Origin of the sequence: Pandoraea capi (genome assembly GCF_902459735.1) — a bacterium.
Taxonomy (GTDB): domain Bacteria; phylum Pseudomonadota; class Gammaproteobacteria; order Burkholderiales; family Burkholderiaceae; genus Pandoraea; species Pandoraea capi.
The window spans coordinates 150679-171772 of the sequence record NZ_CABPRV010000005.1 but is presented as its reverse complement, the minus strand read 5'-3'; the positions used below and the strand labels follow the sequence as shown (position 1 = coordinate 171772).

Here is a 21094-nt window from a genome sequence, read left to right as displayed (position 1 = left end):
GGTTCCAATGCTCCGGAAATTCCTGCCAACGGCGCACGACACGCCGCCCCCAAGCCTCGACTCCCAGGGACTTGCCAGCCACGACACTGGCGCATTCCCGAGAACGTCTCCCTACCCTCTCAATACCAATTCAAATCAGATTCATCGACAGAATCAATGTCATGCATCAACTCAGTTCGTTCTGATAATGATGTTCGGTGGTGACATACCAACCCCGGCGCACTTCCACCGGTTTGTCGCCGTAGGTGAAGGACACACGCTCCACACTCAGCAACGGGAATCCCTTCGGCACTTTAAGCAGATCCGCGGTCATGTCGTCTGCGGCCACGGCGCGGACTTTTTCCACGGCGCGAATCATGCGCGTACCGAATTCGTCTTCGAACAGGCCGTACATCGGCCCTTTATACTCATTGAGCCTTTCTGCGGTCAGCCCGCGAAACAGCGAACCCGGCAACCAGATTTCGTCGAGCACCGTCGGACGGTCCGAGAAATCCATCATGCGACGGATCAGGATCACGCCATCGCCCGCGCGCAAATCGAGCTGACGCGCGATTTCCGCCGGCGCACGCATGCGGCGGCACTCGATCAGGCGGCTGGGCGGGTGATGGGGTTCGCCCGAATCGGGCGCAAGACGCAGGAACCGGAACTGCACCCGGTCCTCATGATGGGTGGCCACGAAGGTGCCCCGGCCCTGACGGCGCACGAGCAGATTCTCGGCAGCCAGTTCGTCGATGGCCTTGCGCACGGTTCCCTGACTCACCTTGTAACGGGAGGCCAGATCGACTTCGCTGGGAATGATTTCGCCGGGCTTCCATTCGCCGGCTTGCAGGCTCTGGGTAATGAGCCCCTTGATCTGCTGATACAGCGGGCTGAATGTCGGCGACGCTCCGGCAGCCGCACCTTGTTGCAAGGCCTGAGCGGCCTGAGTCACTGGTACGGCGTCGCGCGCGCTGTCCGATCGCTGCGGGGCGTCGACAGGCGGCGTAGTGTTGGATGTGTCGCGAACGTTCGCATTCATGGCGGGGATTTGACCACAAATCAAGACCTTCGTCCATCGAATAACAGCAATAATCCTATGTCTTATATAAGACATAAGATAGAGTTGACATTCGATGTGGCGACTCCTACACTGGCGCGGGCTAACAGGGGCCTGCAGCTGCAGCACGGCTATCTTATAAGATAAGAAAGACCGGTGCTTCGCACATATCGACCGCAGTACACCCCGCGCAGCCCGCAAGCTTCCGTAGGTCAAGGAATTTTAGAAGCTTCATGTGACGCGGCGCTGTCAGCCTGGCAAAAAAATCTGCCACCCGGACGGCGAGCCTCTCTTGAGCTTCGCAGGAATTTGTACACGTCTGGAGAGATTCTCATGGCAAAACCCGCAATGCGTGTCGCCGTCACCGGCGCCGCTGGCCAAATCGGCTACTCCCTGCTGTTCCGTATCGCCAATGGCGACATGCTCGGCAAGGATCAGCCCGTCATCCTGCAACTGCTCGACCTCCCGCAAGCTCAAGCCGCCGTCAAGGGCGTCGTGATGGAGCTGGAAGACTGCGCATTCCCGCTGCTGGCTGGCGTTGTCGTGACCGACGACCCGAAGGTTGCCTTCAAGGACGCCGACGTCGCCCTGCTGGTGGGCGCCCGTCCCCGTTCGAAGGGCATGGAGCGTAAGGACCTGCTCGAAGCCAACGGCGCAATCTTCACGGTGCAAGGCAAGGCCCTGGACGAAGTCGCCAGCCGCAATGTCAAGGTGCTGGTCGTCGGTAACCCGGCGAACACCAACGCCTACATCGCCATGAAGTCGGCCCCGAACCTGCCGAAGGAAAACTTCACCGCGATGCTGCGTCTGGACCACAACCGTGCCCTGTCGCAACTCGCCGCCAAGACCGGCAAGCCGGTCGCCAGCATCGAAAAGCTGGCCGTGTGGGGTAACCACTCGCCGACGATGTACGCCGACTACCGCTTCGCCACGATCGACGGTCAAAGCGTCAAGACCCTGATCAACGACGACGTGTGGAACAACGACGTGTTCCTGCCGACCGTCGGCAAGCGCGGCGCCGCCATCATCGAAGCCCGTGGCCTGTCGTCGGCCGCTTCGGCAGCCAACGCCGCCATCGACCACATCCATGACTGGGTGCTCGGCTCGAACGGCAAGTGGGTCACGATGGGTATCCCGTCGGATGGCTCGTACGGCATTCCGGAAGACGTGATCTACGGCGTGCCGGTGATCTGCGAAAACGGCAAGTACAAGCGTGTGGAAGGCCTCGAGATCGATGCCTACTCGCGTGAAAAGATGAACATCACGCTCAACGAGCTCGAAGAAGAGCGCGCCGGCGTGGCGCATCTGCTGGGCTGATCCTCCAGGATCGCCCCAGGGAAACGGCCCCGCGAGATGCAAAAAGCATCGCAACGGGCCGACAGCGCGCCGGCGGCTACCCCCAGTGCCGGCGCCACTTCCCTAACCTGGTAGCACCTGAACGTTCCTTGAATCCAGAGTGACGACATCGCGTAAGCGCCCCATAGCGACGCAAAACGGGCAAGCCCCGTTGTCGCAATAGGCTCCCGCCACTCCCTCAAGCCTCATCGAGCGATTTCTTGGCCAAGCGAATGCAGCGTCTGATTGCCGCAAGCAACGCAACGCTCCGGACGACCGGCGTCGACAATGTCCGCGACGAGCGTATTGTCCCCTGCCCTGCCCGCGACTTCGCGCATCGTTTCGCGCCCATCTCGCGCTCGTTTCGCCAAGCATTCCGCGCTCTCGATTTCCCCCGTTTTTCCGCACCGTCTGCCCCCAGCACGATCCGGGAAAAGCCCCGCCACATCCGGCGAAACCCAGAATTCCGCAACGCAGCACGATCGATCGCGACACCGGTTCGTCCCGCCGTCGCCCATTGCGCCTGCCTGAAAGGAATTGAAAAAATTTGTGTGGTGACGTCGAACGACGCAGAGTTCGTACGATAATCTGCGCTTTTGTGAACGTCGGACTTTCCCTCTGGAGACTCACCATGAAGAAGCTTTGCCTGACTGCGCTGGTTGCCTTGTGCTCTGTTGCCGTCTTGCCGACCGCGTTTGCCGCTGAACCGGCGAACAAGACCACGGCCAAGAAGGCTGCGCCGAAGAAGAAGGCGCCGGCCAAGAAGAAGGCCGCAGTGGCTGCGGCACCAGCGCAACCGGAAGAAGGTTCGGAACTCTGGAGCTGCAAAGAGAACAATAAGTTGTACCTCAAGGGCAACATGAAGCGCGACACAATCCTGACTATGTTCTGGCAAGGTCGCAGCTACAAGTTGCCGCGCCAGCAGACGACGACCGGCGCCGACCGCTTCTATGACGCCGCAAGCGGCATGGATCTGGTCGTGATCCCGGCCAAGGCGATGCTGTTCAAGCACGAACGCAATCCGATGGATGACACGCGTCTGGCTGACGAGTGCGTGACGCGGGCGATGTCGGAGGAAAACAAGGCTGCCCCGACGCAATCGAACGAACTGATCAAGGTCACGAACTGAGCGAGTGCTCAGTGGACGCCGACGCAGCCCGTGTAATGCGCCAGCCGCTTTCCTGCTGTAGCTTTTGCAAGATTTGCAGTAACCGGTACGCCGGATATTCGACGTACAGGTGTCGCAGCGAGCACTCACGCAGGTGCTCGCGCGATACCGTCCCCCGTTAATGGCATCACCACCGCTTTGTTTTTCTGTATCACTCAAGGAAAGATCATGGCCCACAACCTCCACAAAACGCTTAAAGAGTTCAAGCTCGGCGGCAACAAGAAAGGCAAGTTCTACTCGCTGCCCCAACTGGGCAAGGCCCTGGGTGTGAACGTCGATCGTCTGCCGGTATCGATTCGCCTCGTGCTCGAGTCCGTGCTGCGCAACTGCGACGGCAAGAAAGTGACCGAAGAGCACGTCAAGCAACTGGCCGGCTGGAAGCCGAACGCCGAGCGCACCGACGAAATCCCGTTCGTCGTGGCCCGCGTCGTGCTGCAGGACTTCACGGGCGTGCCGTTGCTCGCCGACCTGGCCGCGATGCGTAACGTCGCAGAGCGTCAGGGCACGAACCCGAAGCGTATCGAGCCGCTGGTTCCCGTGGATCTGGTGGTCGACCACTCGGTCACGATCGACCACTTCCGCGAGAAGAAGGCGCTCGACCTGAACATGAAGCTGGAATTCCAGCGCAACAACGAGCGCTACCAGTTCATGAAGTGGGGGATGCAGGCGTTCGACACGTTCGGCGTCGTGCAACCGGGCTACGGTATCGTTCACCAGGTGAACCTCGAATATCTGGCACGCGGCGTCCACAAGAAGGACGACGTGTACTACCCGGACACCCTCGTGGGTACGGACAGCCACACGACCATGATCAACGGTATCGGCGTGGTGGGCTGGGGCGTGGGCGGCATCGAAGCCGAAGCCGGCATGCTGGGTCAGCCGGTGTATTTCCTCACGCCTGACGTCGTCGGCGTGGAACTGACGGGCCGTCTGCGCGAAGGCGTGACCGCCACCGATCTGGTGCTGACGATCACGGAAATGCTGCGTCGCGAGAAGGTCGTCGGCAAGTTCGTCGAGTTCTTCGGCGAAGGCACCTCGAGCCTGGCGTTGCCGGACCGCGCCACCATCGCCAACATGGCCCCGGAATACGGCGCCACGATGGGCTTCTTCCCGGTCGACGAAAAGACGATCGACTACTTCGAAGGCACGGGCCGCACGAAGGAAGAAATCAAGGCATTCGAATCGTACTTCAAGGCCCAGAACCTGTTCGGCGTGCCGAAAACGGACAGCATCGACTACACGAAGACGCTCAAGCTGGATCTGGGCACCGTGGCGCCGTCGCTGGCTGGCCCGAAGCGTCCGCAGGACCGCATCGAAATCGGCAACGTGAAGCACACGTTCCAGGACCTGTTCACGAAGCCGGTCGCCGAGAACGGCTTCAACCTGACGAAGGAACAGCTCGAAACGACGTACAAGACGGCCGGTGGCATCGACGTCAACAACGGCGACGTGCTGATCGCCGCCATCACGTCGTGCACGAACACGTCGAACCCGAGCGTGCTGCTCGCCGCCGGTCTGCTCGCGAAGAAGGCCGTGGAAGCCGGTCTGACGGTCGCCCCGCACATCAAGACGTCGCTCGCCCCGGGAAGCCGCGTGGTGACCGAGTATCTGGAAGCGGCAGGCCTGCTGCCGTATCTGGAGAAGCTCGGCTTCGGCGTGACGGCTTACGGCTGCACGACCTGTATCGGTAACGCCGGCGATCTGACGGCCGAGCTGAACGAAGTCATCACCAAGAACGACATGGTCGCGGCCGCAGTCCTCTCGGGCAACCGTAACTTCGAAGCGCGTATTCACCCGAACATTCGCGCCAACTTCCTGGCATCGCCCCCGCTGGTCGTGGCTTACGCCATCGCCGGCAACGTGCAACGCGACCTGATGACCGAGCCGGTCGGCAAGGGCAAAAACGGCCGCGACATCTTCCTGGGCGACATCTGGCCGACCAGCGACGAGATCCACAAGCTGATGAAGTTCGCCATGAACGCCAAGGTGTTCAAGGCCAACTACGACTCGGTGAAGGAGCCGAGCCCGCTGTGGGCGAAGGTGAAGGGCTCGAAGGGTCAGGTCTACGATTGGCCGACGTCGACGTACATCGCTGAACCGCCGTTCTTCGACGGCTTCGCGATGGAACCGAATGCCGACATCAAGCCGATCCAGGGCGCACGCGCACTGGGCGTGTTCGGTGACTCGGTCACGACCGACCACATCAGCCCGGCCGGTTCGATCAAGGAAACGTCGCCGGCAGGCAAGTGGCTGCTCGATAACGGCGTGCTGAAGGCCGATTTCAACAGCTACGGCTCGCGTCGCGGCAACCACGAAGTGATGATGCGCGGTACATTCGCGAACGTGCGCATCAAGAACCTGATGATCCCGGCGAAGGCCGACGGTTCGCGCGTCGAAGGCGGCCTGACGATTCACCAGCCGAGCGGCGAACAGCTCTCGATCTACGACGCCGCCATGAAGTACGTTGGCGAAGGCACCCCGACGGTGGTGTTCGGCGGCGAGGAGTACGGCACGGGTTCGTCGCGCGACTGGGCCGCCAAGGGCACGCAGTTGCTGGGCGTGAAGGCGGTCATCACCCGCTCGTTCGAACGCATCCACCGCTCGAACCTCGTCGGCATGGGCGTGCTGCCCCTGCAATTCAAGGGCTCGGACAGTGTGGAATCGCTCGGTATCACGGGCGAGGAAACGTACGACATCGAAGGTCTGACGGCCGACATCAAGCCGCAACAGGATGTCACGCTGGTGATCCATCGCAAGAACGGCGAAACGCAAAAGGTGCAAGTCCTGCTGCGTATCGATACGCCGATCGAAGTGGACTACTACAAGCACGGCGGGATTCTGCCGTTCGTGCTGCGTCAGTTGCTGGCAGCTGCCTGAGTCTTCTGGCAGACGTAGCCACTTAGACGTTATGCATTGTGCCGTCGGCGGGTGGATTCCCTCCCCCGACGGCGCGCTAAACCCGGCCCTCGCGCCGGGTTTTTTTGTGGTGTTTTTCCCCTGGGGTTGAGCCTCGCCCCAGAAAACCCGCTGCCCCTTATTTCCCTCACCCTCCCACAACGCAGCGGGACAGACGCCAGCGGACACTTCCCGACACTCCACCGAAAGTCGCATCGGTAAGCGCCCCCTGGCGTCTGCCTGCCTTGCCCAGGGCTAACACCACACCCTACTTTCCCGCACTTCTGCCCTCCCTTCTGCCCTCCCTTCTGCCCTCCCTTCTGCCCTCCCTTCTGCCTTCCCTTCTCCCTTCCCGTCCACTTTTCATCTTGCGCTTTGCTTGTCATGTCCGAAAATGACTAGCTTGACGTACGGCTCGCGCGTAGAGTGGGGCCCATGTTCCCCCGCACCGCCCTCCCCATGACGCTCGACCCGGAAGTCTGCTACAAGGCCGTCTCCGCCCGCGACCGGCGCTTCGACGGCTGGTTCTTTGTGGGTGTTTCGTCCACAGGCATTTACTGTCGGCCGGTCTGTAACGTCCGGACGCCCCGCTTCGAAAACTGCTCGTTCTACGGCAGCGCCGCCGCTGCGGAAAAGGCCGGCTACCGCCCCTGCCTGAAATGCCGCCCGGAACTCGCCCCCGGCAGCGCTCGCTTCGATGCCTCCCGTGAACTCGCCGATGCCGCCGCCGCCATGATCGACGAAGGCTTCCTCAATCACGCCGCCCTGCCCGATCTCGCCGCCCGTATCGGCATCACCGAACGGCACCTGCGACGCATCTTTGCCGACGAATTCGGCGTCTCCCCCGTCGAATACGCACAGACGCAACGACTACTGCTCGCGAAGCGTCTGCTGACCGATACGGCTTTGCCGGTGACGGAGGTCGCGCTGGCGTCCGGATTCGGCAGCGTCCGGCGTTTCAATGGCCTGTTTAAATCACGCTATGGCTTTGCACCGGGCCGGCTGCGCCTTAGCGCCCATAACGCGCGCATGGCCCGCATGGCGGCACTACCGGACGGCGATCTGGTCTTCCAGCTCGCCTATCGCCCACCCTTCGCCTGGCACGCCCTGCTCGATTTTCTCGGTGACCGCGCCATCGAAGGCGTCGAACGCCGCGAAGGCGATGTCTACACCCGCACGCTGCGCATCGAGCGACAGAACGCACAGCCGATCACCGGCTGGTGCCGCGTCTCCCCGCTGCCGGATCGTCATGCCCTCCAAGTGACGCTGCCGCCGGCGCTCGCAGGCAGCGTGCCGCAAGTGCTGGGCAAGCTGCGTCATCTGTTCGATCTCGGTGCCCGCCCGGACGTCATCGATGCCCACCTGGGCCCCCTCGCAGGCGCGACACCGGGCCTGCGTGTGCCGGGCGCCGTCGACGGCTTCGAGATCGCCTTACGCGCCATCGTGGGCCAGCAAATCACCGTCAAAGGGGCACGACGTCTGCTCGGCCGCCTCGCCCAACGCTTCGGCACGCCACTGCCGGCCCCCGCCCACGGATTGACGCACACCTTCCCGAGCGCCGCGCAAATGCTCGCCGTTCCCGTCAACGCCCTCGGCGAAGCCGGTATCATTCGAAGTCGTATCGCCGCAATTCACGGTGTAGCACAGGCGATCGTCGAGGGGCGCCTGCGGCTCGATCCGCTCGCACCGATCGACTCGACGATGGCGTCGTTACTCGCCATCAAGGGCATCGGCCCCTGGACCGCCCAGTACATCGCGATGCGTGCCCTCGGATCGCCCGACGCGATGCCCGTGGACGATCTGGTGCTGCGTCAGGCGCTCGGTGTCGCCAATGGACGCGCCGTAGCCTCGCGGGCCCATCAATGGGCTCCGTGGCGCGCGTACGCTGCGCTGCATATCTGGCGCGCAGCGGCCCAAGGACCGGCAGGCCAGCCGGTCGAGACTTTGCAGGAGGCAATTGCATGACCCGTATCACTTCCGCCACGCCAGTGACCCACTACGAAACGCTGTACGAGAGTCCGCTGGGCCAGATGCTGCTCGTCGCGAACGGCGACGCGCTGACCGGCGTTTATTTCTCGCATCAGAAGTATTTCCCGCAGGACGGCGATGTGCGCCGCGATGGCGACGGCGTTGCCGTGCTGACAGCCGCCAAACAGCAGCTCGACGAGTATTTTCACGACGGACGCCGCCTCTTCGAACTGGACCTCGCCCCCGAGGGCACGCCGTTCCAGATGAGCGTGTGGGATGAACTTCGCCGCATTCCCTTCGGTGAGACGCGCAGCTACGGCGATCTCGCGCATGCCTTGGGCGACGCCAACAAGTCGCGCGCCGTCGGCGCCGCCAACGGGCGCAATCCGATAACGATTATCGTGCCGTGCCATCGCGTGATCGGCGCAGACGGTACGCTCACGGGCTACGCCAGCGGCGTGGAACGCAAGCTCGCCCTGCTCTCGCTCGAAGGCGCAGCGCTCTCCCCCGTCAAGGGTGCGAGCGCCGCGACGACGCGCCATACGCGACTCTCCGCCCCGGCCAATCTCGCGTTCGACTTCTGAACGCCCCCGAAACGCCACGTCCCGCAACCGCCACGTCGCAGCGAACTTGGGGTGACGTGGAGGCAACTGGCGGCAGGCGTCGACGCGATTGGTGCAAGCGTCCCATCTATCGCGTTCACGCATGCCGTACAATCGTGAGTTCATGTGTTTCTGCTTTGCACGACTATGCGCTCACGCACCGCCAAACGACTGACCCCCGACGCCGAAAAGCTGGTCGGCCACGCGCTCGCGCTGGCTGCCTCGGGTAGCCGCATCGAAGACCGCTTCTGGGAAGCCCAGCTCGACACGTTGCTCACGCGCGTACTGCGCACGGGCAACCAGCCGGCGATCGACGCCGCGCTCGACCATCTTCAGGCCAACCACAGCGAAGCCTATGGCGCACTCGCCGATCTGATCGAATCGCAAAGCGAATCCGCAGAACCCGAAGCCGACGGCGAAATCTGGGACGGCCTGCTCGTCGCCATCCCCATTCTCGCGTGGACGCGTTACGCGATTCCCTCGGGCCCGGTGAAATCCGACGCTCTCATGCCGGTGCGTGCCCATCTGCACGCCCACGTACTGGCGGAATCGGCTCGCGTGGCCATTTCGCCCTACCTCTACAGCATCGATCAGCTCCCGCGCACGCACTGCGAATCGTGGAAGGTCACGCAACAACTCGTGCAGGCCGCCGTCAGCAACGCCGAAGTGAAGCAGCCCGGCAGCGACTTGCCGGAAACCGCGCCGATCCTCGCCGATCCGCGCTTCCTGCTCGCCGCCGTGACCGTGCCCAAGGGCGCGCCGATGTTCCGCTGGCAGGAAGATGGCGCACGCCACGCAGAGCGCGGTCAATGCCAGGAAGCCTGGTCGGCCCAAGGCGGTCCCAACCTGAACGCGCTGCTGCCGGGCTGCGAGATCGAATGCCTGCTGCCCGACGCTTACTACGCCAGTTGCCGCGAAGCCGACGAGCGTATCCGTCCGCACACGATTCGCACGGCGCTGCGTTATCTGGAAGATGTGCTCACGCTCACGCCGCCGGAACTGCGTGCCGTCGTCGCCGGCTTCGGCGAGCAAAATATCGACGAGTACCGCATCGGCTTCACGCAGCGCGGCAGCAACGACGTGATCTACGGTGTGGTTTGGCCGCTGTATGGCCGCGAGAATGGCGAAGTCGAAGGCGGTGCCCTCGATGAAGTCACGGACCTGCTCAAGGTGTGCGGCGTGACGGACATTCGCAAGCATCCGGGGCGCTTCGATCCAGAGTATTGCGACGATTGCGGCGTGCCGCTCTATCCAGACCCCGTCGGCGAAGTCGTTCACGCGGAAATGCCGGAAGACGCCGAACCGAGCCGTCCCCACTTCCACTGATCGTCGATCCGACGCCGACGTTCGCCTCCGGGCACATCGGCGTTGCAAAACGCAACCGGCCGTGCGCGCATCCCGCACGGCCGGTTGCGTTTATGGGCGACCGAATCGACACTGGCGACCGAATTGCATCCGCAAGATCATTGGGACGGCAGCGTGACCACGCAGCGATGCAAGCCGTGTCCAGACGCCAGGTACTTGCGTTCGAAAGGTGTGATGGGCTCCACGGATGCAGGGTCGTCCTGCGGCGGCCACGCTTCGACGTGGGGCGTGACGCCGCTCAACCACGTCACCGCCAGCGCGAATTCGTCGATGTAGATGTCCCAGTTGCTACGACACTCCAGCACGCCGCCGAGGGCGACGACCGTCGGGAACACGGCATGCGCATGCCATCGACGAGCCAACTGACCGATCTTCGGCCACGGATTCGGATAGAGGATGTAGTGACGCGCAGGACGAATGCCCGCGTCATGAAGCTGTCGCCAGAAGTCCACCAGATCGGCGCGCACCCACACGAAGTTCTCGGGCCACACACCGTCCCACCAATCCTTGCCGCGCACGATGCGGCTCTCCGACTGATCGATGCCGATGACGAAGTGATCGGGGAACTGTGTGGCCAGCCGCAGCGTGCTCTCGCCGACACCGCATCCGGCATCGATGATCAACGGCGCAGCGCCTGCATTGCGCCACGCGGCGATGGCGGCATCGAATGCCGCAGCACTGTAGGCCGCAAGCGGCTTGCGAAAGGTCGCGTTGCGATGACGCGCCACGAGCTCTGCGAGTTTGTCGTGCGGACCGGTTTGGGCACTGTCGACAGTGCGTGAATTTGCAAACATACCGAAGCGTAGGAACGGGAGATGGCCTGAGGCGACGCGCAAACGTGCATTGCACAAACCGCGTGAAATAGCGTGAATTACGCCGCTATTCGAGCGATTGCGTGAACGCCTCAGATGCCACAATGCGCCCCCTGTTACCGCAGGACACGCGCTTTCGCCGCGAAACACGCGTGTGGATGGCGCAGTGTTTGCACGATCGATGCAGTCTCGCCGGAGGATCGAAGCGCGTTGCGCCGCATCGAATCACGTCGAAACATCGCTCAGACAGGGCCGCATTGTAGCGTGGTGTAACTTTCACGAGGTGCACTGTTACGTCTGCGGGCTTACCCGGCGGGCGTCGGCGGCTTTTTTTCGGTTAAGATGGATGCCGCTTCGCCGCTGTCTTTCAAAATGCGGTCAAGCTTCTTCGCGAGCGGTGTGTGCGAGCGGTTCTTGAAATGAGTCGTCGCATGCCCGCATTGCTCAGCAATACTCAGGGCCGGTTCATGCGAACAGCCTGAACGGTCTGTCAGCCCCCGAGATTACGTCAAGCAATGTCGAATCGATTTTTTCAACGCGCCGCAGGCGTCGTGATGCGAGCCGTGCGCCAGGTCGCCGGCATCGCCGCGGTCTCTGCGCCGCTCTGTCTGTCGGGCTTCACTGCCCCGGCACAGGCCTTCACGCTCGAACAGCATCGCACGCTGGTCGAGCAATTCATCAACACCCGTCACGCGGATCCGCTGGTGGCCGATTGCGCTGCGCACGCGAGTTTCGTCGTCGCTACGCTGCCCGGTTACGAGAGTGTGGAGTATGGCGAGACGGCGCTCGATGCGGGGCACGCGAAAGTCGAACCGTGGAACGGTCCGTTCGACGATCGCAAGCAACGTGTCGACGTCACGCAGATGGTGGAGCTCGACGGTGTCGGCAAGCGCACGACCGGTCAGACCGACAACATCCACATTCGCTGTGGCTACGCCGATGGCCGCATGATGGGCTTCGATTACACCTCGCCGCTCTCGCAGGTGGAGCAGCCCGTGAAGCGCGCCACGCGCAGCAACACGCGCGGCAAGGCATCGCACGCCACGTCGAAGTCAGGCAAGCGCACCGCGACGGCCAAATCGTCGGGAAGCAAGTCGACGGCGAAGTCGGGCACCGCGAAAAAGAGCGCGACGAAAAAGAGCACGACGAAAAAGAAGAACTGATCGTCGGACGGTCGCAGGTAGCAGTATGACGCACGGCGCATTGCGCGCCGTGCGTTGTCGCGTGCGTAGCCTTTCGCTATGGCATCCGACGTGGCGCCTGACGTGCCCCCCGACATGAAACACATTACGACGCTACGACATCCATCGGGGCGACGCGCAGCCCCCCCCGTCACGGCGTGCCCGCATGCGACATCGCCGTTCAGACCTGATCGGCCTGTAGCTGCGCCCAGATAGCGGCAAGCATCGACGCGCCCAACGCAGCACTGCGCGCCCCGCTCCATCCGACTTGCGGATTGGGGCGGTTCGCGTTGTCCTTGAACGGCATTTCGAGCGTGAGCGACAGGCAGCCGAAACGGTGCGCGATCCATTTCGAGGCCAGCTTCAGCGACTCGGGACCGTGCTTGCCCGGGGGATAGCCGAACTTGTCCTGAAAGTCGAGGCTCGCCGCTTTCAGCCGTTCGCCGAAGGCTTTCTCGCGCGCGAGCACGGCATCCGTGCCCCATTCGACACCGTCGTTGCCCGCGAGAAATACGTAAGGCAACGCCTCGTCGCCATGGATGTCGAAGAACATGTCGCAGCCGGTCGCCTCGATGGCGGCGCGCACGTGATACACCTCGGGGCTGCGCACGAGATCAGGCGCTGCCCACTCGCGATTGAGGTTCGCGCCCGTCGCGTTCGTGCGCAGGTTGCCGCGCGACGACCCGTCGGGATTCATGTTCGGCACGACGTAGAACACCGCGTCGTCGAGCAAGGCCGGTGCGAGCGGATCGCCCGCCCAGTCACCCGCGCCGAGCAAACGGCGCAGCATGCCCTCGACGAACCACTCCGCCATCGTCTCCCCCGGATGCTGCCGCGCGATCACCCAGATGCGGCGCTTGCCGGCACGCGGCTCGCCCACCGTGAGCAACGTCATGTCGCGACCGTCGACGGTCTGCCCCAGCGAGCGAGAACGCACCAGCGGCGAATTCTGCGAAGTACCCAGCAACGCCAGATGACGCTCCTCCCCATACGGCTCGAAGTACGCCAGATACACGCTGTCGTGGGCGGGCGTGAAGGCCACCGTCATGACCTGCCCGTCATACGACGTCGGCACACGGAACCACGTCACCCGGTCGTAGGACGCCACGGCACGATAGTTTTCCCAGCCACGCGGATAAGACGTCTGCCCGGCGTTATCGAACACGATGCGGCATGGCACGCCTTTCACGCCCTGCACACAAAAATGGAACCACTGCGCGAATTCGGCGGCGCCGTCCTGCGCAATACGAACATGGATGTCGTCGGCGCGCTCGGCGCTCACTACCTGAATGGCGCCGCTGTCGAACCGGCTGCTGATGCGTACGGTCATGGCGAGTCTCGCTGGCGAAAAAGGAAAGCCCCGGGACATTGCCCGGGGCTAAGAGAAAGCTGGCGTCAGGCCACGCGGCGACGGAAAACCCACAGCGAATCGTTCGAGACGCTGTCGTCGAACGCATACCCTTCGGTGTCGAAGGCCTTGAGTTGCTGCACGTCGATCACCCCGCGCTCGATGGCGTAACGGGCCATCAGACCGCGAGCGCGCTTGGCGTAAAAGCTGATGATCTTGTACTTGCCGCTCTTCCAGTCCTCGAACACCGGCGTAATCACCGGCGCTTCGACCAGACGGCGCTTGACGACCTTGAAGTACTCTTCCGACGCGAGATTGACCAGCACACGGCGCGTCTCGCTATGCTCGGCGAGCGATGCGTTGATCGTCTGCGTCACACGCTCACCCCAGAATGCGTAGAGATCACGGCCACGCTTGTTCACGAAGCGCGTGCCCATCTCCAGACGGTACGGTTGCAGCAGATCGAGCGGGCGCAGCACGCCGTAAAGGCCCGACAGAATGCGCAGGTGCTTCTGGGCGAATTCGAGCTGGCGGGCGTCGAGCGTGCGGGCGGAAAGGCCCTCGTAGACGTCGCCATTGAAGGCAAGTACGGCCTGCTTGGCGTTGGTGGTGTCGAAGCGCGGCGACCACTCGGCGTAGCGCGTGGCGTTCAGCGCGGCGAGTTGATCGGAAATGCTCATGAGCGAGCCGACCTGTGCCGGGCTCAGTTCACGCAGACCTTCGATCAGTTCGGCAGCGTCGTCCACGAACTGCGGCACGGTGTGCGTGCTCACGTGCGGCGGCGTTTCGTAGTCGAGCGATTTGGCCGGCGAGAGAACAATTATCATATCGGGTGCAGCGTTCCTGCTTGATCAAGAAACTAACGAGAAACCGTCATTCTATCCAATGCTTCAAAACGCTGTTGCCACGCCCGCTGATCGGGCCTTCGCCGAGCATCTCGACACGCTCGCCACGCCGCCGCGCGTGGTCCTCGACACCAATGTGTGGATCGATTTGCTCGTCTTCGACGATCCGGTGGCGCGCCCGGTGCGCGACGCCATCGTCGAGCGCCGCCTCACCGCGCTGATGGCGCCGCGCTGCCGCGACGAGCTGGCCATCGTCCTCACGTACCCCCAATTCGCATCGCGTGAGATCGACAACGAGGCTGCGCTGGTCTGGGTCGACACCCACACGCACCGCATCGTCGTCCCCGAAGACGCCCCTGTGCCCGCGCAACTCCCGCTGTGCCGCGACCGAGACGATCAGAAGTTCCTCGAAGCCGCCCGCGACGGGCATGCGCACTGGCTCGTCAGCAAGGACAAGGCCGTGCTCAAGCTGCGTAGCCGCGTGGCGCGTCAGTTCGGCTTTCGGATTCTGACGGCGAGCGCCTTCACGTCGCTGCTGGTCACGGCGGGTCGTTGATTGTCATTGAAGACGCTGCATTGAAGACGCTGAACGGGGACACGTCCGAAAGCCCGCTAAGAAAATACCGGCGGACGGCCTATCGATAGTCCGAAATCGCTGGCGCCGTGACCGTGGACGGCCCGCAGCGGCGGCGCGACGGCGTTAGAATGGCGACCTGATCACTGCATCGTCTACCGCCAACATGAACGCGCCTCACACTGGATCCACCACGCCTGCGCTGGTTGCGCCGCCGCTCGCGTCGCGCCTGCCGAACGTCGGCACCACCATCTTCACCGTCATGTCGGCGCTGGCTGCCGAGAAGCAGGCGGTGAACCTCGGGCAAGGCTTCCCCGACTTCCCATGCGACCCGAAGATCGTCGACGCCGTCTCGCGCGCCATGCGCGAAGACCACAACCAGTACCCCCCGATGGCCGGTGTGCCCGCGCTGCGTCAGGCTATTGCCGCCAAGATCGGCAAGCTCTACGGCCAGGCGTACGACTGGAACACGGAAATCACGGTGACGGCCGGGGCCACGCAGGCCCTGCTGACGGCGATTCTCGCCACGGTGCATCCGGGCGACGAAGTCATTGTGTTCGAGCCAACGTACGACAGCTATGTCCCGTCGATCGAGCTGGCCGGCGGCAAGCCGGTGTTCATTACCCTCGAGGCCCCTGAGTTCCGGATTCCGTTCGACAAGCTGGCCGCTGCCATCACACCGCGTACGCGCCTGATTCTGTTCAACACGCCGCACAATCCGAGCGGCACCGTGTGGCATGAGCAGGACCTCACGAAGCTGGCCGACATCGTGGCAGGCACCGACATCCTGCTGATCTCGGACGAGGTCTACGAACACATGGTGTACGACGGCAAGCGGCACGAGAGCGTGGCGCGTCACCCCGAACTCGCGCGCCGTAGCTTCATCGTGTCGAGCTTCGGCAAGACGTATCACGTGACGGGCTGGAAGGTCGGTTTCGTCGCGGCGCCGGCGTCGCTGTCCGCCGAATTCCGGAAAGTGCATCAGTTCAACGTGTTCACGGTCAACACGCCGATGCAGGTCGGTCTGGCCGACTACATGCGTGACCCTGCGCCTTATCTGGAACTCGCAGGTTTCTATCAGAAGAAGCGCGACCTGTTCCGCGAAGGTCTGGCGGGCACCCGCTTCAAGCTGCTGCCATGCGAAGGCACCTACTTCCAATGCGTGGATTACAGCGCGATCAGCGACATGAGCGAAGCCGACTTCGCGCTTTGGCTGACGGGCGAGATCGGCGTTGCGGCGATCCCGGTCTCCGCGTTCTATCACGAGCCGCATGAGTCGGGCGTGGTGCGCTTCTGCTTCGCCAAGCAGGACGACACGCTGCGTGAAGCTCTGAAGCGCCTCGCCAAGGTCTGAACTGACGGCAATCGGCGCCGCCCCGGCGCCGATTGCGCTCAACCCGGGCTCAACACGGGCTCAACCTGCCTTCTTGGCCTGTTGTGCCTGCTGATAGGCCTTCTGCTCGGCACGCATGCGCTGGAACGACTCGCGCTCGGAGAGCATCTTGCCGTAGGCTTTCCAGTCGATGCCTGCCGCATTCAGGAAGTCTTCGCCATACACGGCTTGCGTGGCCATGCCGAGAATGGGCAGATGGATACCCGCGGCGACGTCGACCATCGTGAACGTTTCGCCCGCCACGAACGGCGCGAATTTAGCCAGACGCTTGAACGCCACGATATTCCGGCGCAACAGCTTCTCGGTGCGATTGCGCGTGCCTTCCGACACCGTGCCGCCGAAGAACGCCTGCGAGTAGATCTCGCGCACCACCAGTTCCAGATGCAGCTCCACCATCGTGAGGAGTTCGCGCTCTTTCGCCTGCCGCCACGGATCGGCAGAGAACAGCGCCGGCGTCGGATGCGTCACTTCCAGGAAATCGCAGATCACCTGCGACTCGGCCAGATAGCCGTTTTCCGTTTGCAGATACGGCACCTTACCCAGCGGCGAGCATTGCAGCAGCGGCTCGTCCTGGCACGGGATGGATTCGGACTCTTCGAAGGGCAGCCCCTTCTCGTACAGCACAACCTTAACCTTGTTGTAATAGTTGCTGACTGGAAAGCCGTACAGCTTCAACATGATGTCTCCCATGTGAGTAAGCCGGGTTTGCCCGCCCGTCGGTAACCGACTAGCGAGCGCCGGGTACCGGAAGTGTACCGTCACTGCACAACGGTTCGTGAGCGGAATTCAACCGCTGCCGTCCCGAATTTCGGTGTCATGTCCCATAGCGCTCCATCGCACCCAGACGCCCGCCTAACCCCTTGCCCTGACCGCTCAGCGGAACAATCGCTGGCAACGGCGGCGAGATCGGCGACAATAGCCGCAACGCGATTTGGGCATCGGTTTGCATCGCCCGGCAACTCGGCAGGAAATTCATTTCCCGACCGACCGGTCGGACGATAGAATGACGAGTCACGTCGACGGCATCGAGCTGCGGGCCTTCAGGCGGGCGGGCTTGCATGCCGACCTGCGCAGATCCGCGAGATGCCGCGCACCATCAAAACGATATCGGTCGACGACCATCGACCCCAACTTCGAGACACGCCGAATGACTGCATCCCCCTCTTCCGCTGCGCCTGCCGCCCCGATCACCTCGCGCCCCGCCATCGAAGTCCTCGGCATCGTCGGTGCCGGCGCCATGGGTCGTGGTATCGCCCAGATCGCCGCGCAAGCCGGTCTGCGCGTCAAACTCTACGACACCAACGCCAAGGCCGTACAAGCCGCGCTGGATGCCTTGCGTGACACGCTGGACAAGCTGGCGGCCAAGGGCAAGATCGAGGCATCGAGCGTCGACGCAACGATGGGCCGCCTGCAGGCCTGCAACGCGCTGGAGGATCTGGCCGACTGCCAACTGGTCGTCGAGGCCATCATCGAGAAGCTCGAGATCAAGCGCGACCTGTTTCGTTCGCTTGAAGGCATTGTCGCTGCGGATGCGATTCTGGCGTCGAACACGTCGTCACTGTCGATCACGGCGATTGCTGCTGCGTGCGAGCGCCCGGAGCGCGTCGCCGGGTATCACTTCTTCAACCCGGTGCCGCTCATGAAGGTGGTCGAAGTCATCGACGGCCTGCGCACCGCCCCGGAAGTCGGCGACGCCCTGCTCACCCTCGGCCAGCGCATGGGGCACACGGCCGTGCGCTGCAAGGACATGCCCGGCTTCATCGTCAACCATGCCGGTCGCGGCATGAACACCGAAGGGCTGCGCGTGGCGAGCGAAGGGATCGCGAGCTTTGCCGACATCGATCGCATCCTGCGCGAGCAGGCGGGTTTCCGCCTCGGCACGTTCGAGTTGCTCGATCTGACGGCCCTCGACGTCTCGCATCCGGTGATGGAATCGATCTATCACCAGTTCTACGAGGAAGCCCGCTTCCGCCCGTCGCCGATCACCGCCGTGCGCTTCGCCGGCGGCCTGCTGGGACGCAAGGTCGGTGAAGGCTTCTATCGTTACGTCGACGGCAAACAACAGGTACCGCCCGAAGCACCGGTGCCGGACACGCTGCCGGCAAGCGTCTGGGTCAGCCGCGCCGATACGCGCGGCTTCGCCGCCGTGGTCGAACTGCTAGGCGCGACGGGGGTGACCATCGAAGGCGGCGACAAGCCGTCGGAGACGGCGCTGATCGTCGTCACGCCGCTCGGCCTCGATGCGACGACCTGCGCGGTCGAGCAGGGCCTGGACGCCACGCGCACCGTTGCCGTGGACACGCTGTTGCCGCTCGCGGGTGCGAAACGCCACACACTGATGACCACACCGGTTACCACGCCGGAAGCCCGCAACGCCGCCCACGCACTGTTCGCGCAGGGCGGCACGCCGGTGACAGTGATCCGGGACTCGGCGGGCTTCGTCGCGCAGCGTGTCATCGCCACCATCGTGAACATCGGCGCTGACATCGCGCAGCAACGCATTGCGACGCCGGGCGACATCGACCGCGCCGTCACGCTGGGCCTCGGTTACGCCAAGGGACCGCTCGCGCTCGGCGACGCTGTCGGCGCGCGTCAGTTGCTCACCGTACTGCGCAACCTGCAATCGTTCTATGGCGACCAGCGCTATCGCCCGTCGCCGTGGCTCACGCGCCGTGCGCAGCTCGGCGTGTCGCTGCTCACCGAAGAACAGTGATCCGGAGACCCGCTCATGGCCGCTGAACTGCTTGCCGAACGCGTCGACCACACGCTGGTCCTGACGCTCTCCAACCCCGGCGCCCGCAACGCCCTGCATCCGGACATGTACGCCGCCGGGGTCGAGGCACTGGCCACGGCCGAGCGCGACGCCTCGGTGCGCGCCGTGGTGCTCACCGGCGCCGACAACTTCTTCTGCGCCGGCGGCAACCTGAACCGTCTGCTGGAAAACCGTCAGAAAGACCCGTCCGTGCAGGCCGCGAGTATCGATGCGCTGGCCGAGTGGATCGAAGCCTTGCGTGCCTGCCCGAAGCCGATCATCGCTGCCGTCGAAGGCGCAGCGGCCGGCGCCGGCTTCTCGCTGGCGCTGGCGTGCGACCTGCTGGTCGCAGCAGACAACGCGAAATTCGTGATGGCGTACGTCAAGGTCGGTCTGACGCCGGACGGCGGTGGCTCGTGGTTCCTGTCGCAGGCACTGCCCCGCCCGCTCGCCACGGAGATCCTGCTCGAAGGCAAACCGGTGACGGCAGCGCGTCTGGCGACGGCCGGGCTCGTCAATCGTGTCGTCGCGCCGGGTCAGGCCCGCGCGGAAGCCCTGAACTGGGCGACGGATCTCGCCCAGTTGTCGCCGAATGCCGTGGCCCGTATCAAGGCGCTTGTCGAGAGCGGCGCGAGCGAGACGCTGACGTCGCAACTCGGTGCCGAGCGCGATAACTTCGTGGCGTCGCTGCATCATGCGGATGGTCTGGAAGGGATCAGCGCCTTCCTCGAGAAACGTCCGGCACAATACACCTGATCGCTCGTCGGATGAACGGCATGCATGACGCGTTCCGTTCATCCGACATGTGCTTCCTGCGCACTGACGAGTCCCGTCGGTTGTCGCATCGGGACGCGCGCCATCGGTCACTGCCGGGCACGCCGCGCCAGGCCAAGGTACGCTGACGGCTGCCCCACGTTCAGGAGAATTTCCGCATGAGTTCACTCGGCCATCTCGGCCCCGCCGCCGGTCCGCTGGCGTTCACCCTGCCGCAGCGCCGCCGCATCTATCTGATGCGTCACGGCGACGTCACCTACTTCGACGACAGCGGCAAACCGATCGATGCCGATGCCGTCCCGCTCAATTCACTGGGCCGCACGCAAGCCACCGCTGCCGGACGTGCCTTCGCCGCCGAACACATCCGCTTCGACCGCGTGATCGTCAGCGGCCTGCCGCGCACGCGCGAGACCGCCGAGCGAGTCCTTGCCGAAACAGGACAGCGAATCGATATCGAGACGTGGACGTGCTGGCAGGAGATTCGCGCCGGTAGCATCTCTCATCTGCCCCCAGCCGAACTGGCGCAGGCCTTTCTCAGCGCGTTCGATGGGCTGGTGCCCGAGGACACGCGTTTCATGAACGGCGAGTCTGTGCGTGAGCTGCTCGATCGTGTGGTTCCGCCGCTCACCGAACTTCGGGACGACAAGTCGTGGGACACGGTACTGCTGGTGTTGCACGGTGGCGTGAATCGCGCAATTCTGTCGCATGCCATGCACCCGGACGGCCGCCTCTTTCTCGGTCAGCTCGCACAGACACCCGCGTGCATCAACGCCCTCGACGTCGGCGACAAGCCCGGAGACTGGGTGGTGCGCCTCATGAACTATGCGCCGCCGCAGCCGTTGCACCGTGACAACCGGCTCACCGTCATGGAGAAAATCTTCGCGTCGTTTCTTGGCTCGCGTCAGGGGCGTTAAGCGTGCAAGCGTCACGCGCACCTCGTCAGTCCTGATGTCGGCGCACGGAGCGGGCCATCCCGATCCGTCGATAAGCATCCGCGCCCCACTGAAGTCGTCTCTCTGAAGTCGTCGTAACCGGCAAACCCTACG

At 63.6% G+C, this 21094-nt stretch carries 19 protein-coding genes; 13 read left to right on the top strand and 6 right to left on the bottom strand.

Going from position 1 to position 21094, the window contains the following annotated elements:
- Positions 1 to 166: 166 nt before the first annotated feature.
- Positions 167 to 1018 (bottom strand): GntR family transcriptional regulator, encoded by an 852-nt coding sequence (locus PCA20602_RS12645; protein ID WP_139133428.1) that lies wholly within the window; start codon positions 1016 to 1018, stop codon positions 167 to 169.
- A gap of 351 nt (positions 1019 to 1369) precedes the next feature.
- Between PCA20602_RS12645 and PCA20602_RS12640 the strand changes: the two genes are divergently transcribed.
- The 7 genes from PCA20602_RS12640 (at position 1370) to PCA20602_RS12610 (ending at position 10330) form a co-directional block, all read left to right on the top strand.
- Complete coding sequence (locus PCA20602_RS12640; protein WP_069345077.1) at positions 1370 to 2353, top strand: malate dehydrogenase; 984 nt, start codon at positions 1370 to 1372, stop codon at positions 2351 to 2353.
- A gap of 239 nt (positions 2354 to 2592) precedes the next feature.
- On the top strand, positions 2593 to 2958 hold the full coding sequence (locus PCA20602_RS12635) for a tyrosine-protein phosphatase (RefSeq protein WP_150721526.1): 366 nt from the start codon (positions 2593 to 2595) through the stop codon (positions 2956 to 2958).
- Between the two features lie 44 nt (positions 2959 to 3002).
- Complete coding sequence (locus tag PCA20602_RS12630) at positions 3003 to 3500, top strand: hypothetical protein (protein ID WP_150721525.1); 498 nt, start codon at positions 3003 to 3005, stop codon at positions 3498 to 3500.
- A gap of 207 nt (positions 3501 to 3707) precedes the next feature.
- A complete protein-coding gene (gene acnA / locus PCA20602_RS12625; RefSeq protein WP_069345075.1) occupies positions 3708 to 6416 on the top strand; it encodes an aconitate hydratase AcnA in 2709 nt (902 codons plus the stop codon).
- 477 nt (positions 6417 to 6893) lie between these two features.
- On the top strand, positions 6894 to 8399 hold the full coding sequence (locus tag PCA20602_RS12620; protein ID WP_150721715.1) for a DNA-3-methyladenine glycosylase 2: 1506 nt from the start codon (positions 6894 to 6896) through the stop codon (positions 8397 to 8399).
- On the top strand, positions 8396 to 8986 hold the full coding sequence (locus PCA20602_RS12615) for a methylated-DNA--[protein]-cysteine S-methyltransferase (RefSeq protein WP_217432417.1): 591 nt from the start codon (positions 8396 to 8398) through the stop codon (positions 8984 to 8986). The genes PCA20602_RS12620 and PCA20602_RS12615 overlap by 4 nt, the downstream gene beginning before the upstream one ends.
- Before the next feature lie 165 nt (positions 8987 to 9151).
- Entirely contained in the window at positions 9152 to 10330 is a 1179-nt protein-coding gene (locus tag PCA20602_RS12610; protein ID WP_150721524.1) for a DUF2863 family protein, read from the top strand.
- A 137-nt stretch (positions 10331 to 10467) separates the two neighbouring features.
- Here PCA20602_RS12610 and trmB read toward each other — a convergent pair whose 3' ends face one another.
- The gene (gene trmB, locus PCA20602_RS12605; protein WP_150721523.1) at positions 10468 to 11163 is read right to left on the bottom strand and encodes a tRNA (guanine(46)-N(7))-methyltransferase TrmB; all 696 of its coding nucleotides are present in this window, start codon (positions 11161 to 11163) and stop codon (positions 10468 to 10470) included.
- A gap of 533 nt (positions 11164 to 11696) precedes the next feature.
- Here trmB and PCA20602_RS12600 point away from each other — a divergent pair.
- On the top strand, positions 11697 to 12344 hold the full coding sequence (locus tag PCA20602_RS12600; protein ID WP_150721522.1) for a BspC domain-containing protein: 648 nt from the start codon (positions 11697 to 11699) through the stop codon (positions 12342 to 12344).
- A gap of 199 nt (positions 12345 to 12543) precedes the next feature.
- Here the strand turns inward: PCA20602_RS12600 and PCA20602_RS12595 are convergent, their stop codons facing one another.
- Both PCA20602_RS12595 and yaaA read right to left on the bottom strand, forming a co-directional pair.
- A complete protein-coding gene (locus PCA20602_RS12595; RefSeq protein ID WP_150721521.1) occupies positions 12544 to 13692 on the bottom strand; it encodes a M14 family metallopeptidase in 1149 nt (382 codons plus the stop codon).
- A gap of 65 nt (positions 13693 to 13757) precedes the next feature.
- The gene (gene yaaA, locus PCA20602_RS12590; RefSeq protein WP_150721520.1) at positions 13758 to 14537 is read right to left on the bottom strand and encodes a peroxide stress protein YaaA; all 780 of its coding nucleotides are present in this window, start codon (positions 14535 to 14537) and stop codon (positions 13758 to 13760) included.
- Positions 14538 to 14595: 58 nt separating this feature from the next.
- Here yaaA and PCA20602_RS12585 point away from each other — a divergent pair, with 58 nt between their 5' ends.
- Both PCA20602_RS12585 and PCA20602_RS12580 read left to right on the top strand, forming a co-directional pair.
- Positions 14596 to 15111, top strand: coding sequence for a putative toxin-antitoxin system toxin component, PIN family (locus PCA20602_RS12585; protein WP_150721519.1), 516 nt, complete (start codon positions 14596 to 14598; stop codon positions 15109 to 15111).
- A gap of 184 nt (positions 15112 to 15295) precedes the next feature.
- Entirely contained in the window at positions 15296 to 16483 is a 1188-nt protein-coding gene (locus PCA20602_RS12580; protein ID WP_150721518.1) for a pyridoxal phosphate-dependent aminotransferase, read from the top strand.
- A 60-nt stretch (positions 16484 to 16543) separates the two neighbouring features.
- Here the strand turns inward: PCA20602_RS12580 and PCA20602_RS12575 are convergent, their stop codons facing one another.
- Both PCA20602_RS12575 and PCA20602_RS26205 read right to left on the bottom strand, forming a co-directional pair.
- Positions 16544 to 17200, bottom strand: coding sequence for a glutathione S-transferase family protein (locus tag PCA20602_RS12575; RefSeq protein WP_150721517.1), 657 nt, complete (start codon positions 17198 to 17200; stop codon positions 16544 to 16546).
- 136 nt (positions 17201 to 17336) lie between these two features.
- A complete protein-coding gene (locus PCA20602_RS26205; RefSeq protein ID WP_281354657.1) occupies positions 17337 to 17471 on the bottom strand; it encodes a hypothetical protein in 135 nt (44 codons plus the stop codon).
- 198 nt (positions 17472 to 17669) lie between these two features.
- Between PCA20602_RS26205 and PCA20602_RS12570 the strand changes: the two genes are divergently transcribed.
- The 3 genes from PCA20602_RS12570 to PCA20602_RS12560 all read left to right on the top strand — a co-directional run bounded on the left by PCA20602_RS12570 (position 17670) and on the right by PCA20602_RS12560 (position 20962).
- Positions 17670 to 19235 (top strand): 3-hydroxyacyl-CoA dehydrogenase, encoded by a 1566-nt coding sequence (locus PCA20602_RS12570; protein ID WP_150721516.1) that lies wholly within the window; start codon positions 17670 to 17672, stop codon positions 19233 to 19235.
- A 15-nt stretch (positions 19236 to 19250) separates the two neighbouring features.
- The gene (locus PCA20602_RS12565) at positions 19251 to 20030 is read left to right on the top strand and encodes an oxepin-CoA hydrolase, alternative type (protein ID WP_150721515.1); all 780 of its coding nucleotides are present in this window, start codon (positions 19251 to 19253) and stop codon (positions 20028 to 20030) included.
- Positions 20031 to 20245: 215 nt separating this feature from the next.
- Complete coding sequence (locus PCA20602_RS12560) at positions 20246 to 20962, top strand: histidine phosphatase family protein (protein WP_174981104.1); 717 nt, start codon at positions 20246 to 20248, stop codon at positions 20960 to 20962.
- Positions 20963 to 21094: the final 132 nt, after the last annotated feature.

What these genes read in the sequence shown, in the direction of transcription:
- PCA20602_RS12645 (WP_139133428.1), bottom strand. Translation starts at nt 1,018, where the DNA reads ATGAATGCGAACGTTCGCGACACATCCAACACTACGCCGCCTGTCGAC.
- PCA20602_RS12640 (WP_069345077.1), top strand. Translation starts at nt 1,370, where the DNA reads ATGGCAAAACCCGCAATGCGTGTCGCCGTCACCGGCGCCGCTGGCCAA.
- PCA20602_RS12630 (WP_150721525.1), top strand. Translation starts at nt 3,003, where the DNA reads ATGAAGAAGCTTTGCCTGACTGCGCTGGTTGCCTTGTGCTCTGTTGCC.
- acnA (WP_069345075.1), top strand. Translation starts at nt 3,708, where the DNA reads ATGGCCCACAACCTCCACAAAACGCTTAAAGAGTTCAAGCTCGGCGGC.
- PCA20602_RS12620 (WP_150721715.1), top strand. Translation starts at nt 6,894, where the DNA reads ATGACGCTCGACCCGGAAGTCTGCTACAAGGCCGTCTCCGCCCGCGAC.
- PCA20602_RS12615 (WP_217432417.1), top strand. Translation starts at nt 8,396, where the DNA reads ATGACCCGTATCACTTCCGCCACGCCAGTGACCCACTACGAAACGCTG.
- PCA20602_RS12610 (WP_150721524.1), top strand. Translation starts at nt 9,152, where the DNA reads ATGCGCTCACGCACCGCCAAACGACTGACCCCCGACGCCGAAAAGCTG.
- trmB (WP_150721523.1), bottom strand. Translation starts at nt 11,163, where the DNA reads ATGTTTGCAAATTCACGCACTGTCGACAGTGCCCAAACCGGTCCGCAC.
- PCA20602_RS12600 (WP_150721522.1), top strand. Translation starts at nt 11,697, where the DNA reads ATGTCGAATCGATTTTTTCAACGCGCCGCAGGCGTCGTGATGCGAGCC.
- PCA20602_RS12595 (WP_150721521.1), bottom strand. Translation starts at nt 13,692, where the DNA reads ATGACCGTACGCATCAGCAGCCGGTTCGACAGCGGCGCCATTCAGGTA.
- yaaA (WP_150721520.1), bottom strand. Translation starts at nt 14,537, where the DNA reads ATGATAATTGTTCTCTCGCCGGCCAAATCGCTCGACTACGAAACGCCG.
- PCA20602_RS12585 (WP_150721519.1), top strand. Translation starts at nt 14,596, where the DNA reads ATGCTTCAAAACGCTGTTGCCACGCCCGCTGATCGGGCCTTCGCCGAG.
- PCA20602_RS12580 (WP_150721518.1), top strand. Translation starts at nt 15,296, where the DNA reads ATGAACGCGCCTCACACTGGATCCACCACGCCTGCGCTGGTTGCGCCG.
- PCA20602_RS12575 (WP_150721517.1), bottom strand. Translation starts at nt 17,200, where the DNA reads ATGTTGAAGCTGTACGGCTTTCCAGTCAGCAACTATTACAACAAGGTT.
- PCA20602_RS26205 (WP_281354657.1), bottom strand. Translation starts at nt 17,471, where the DNA reads ATGCAAACCGATGCCCAAATCGCGTTGCGGCTATTGTCGCCGATCTCG.
- PCA20602_RS12570 (WP_150721516.1), top strand. Translation starts at nt 17,670, where the DNA reads ATGACTGCATCCCCCTCTTCCGCTGCGCCTGCCGCCCCGATCACCTCG.
- PCA20602_RS12565 (WP_150721515.1), top strand. Translation starts at nt 19,251, where the DNA reads ATGGCCGCTGAACTGCTTGCCGAACGCGTCGACCACACGCTGGTCCTG.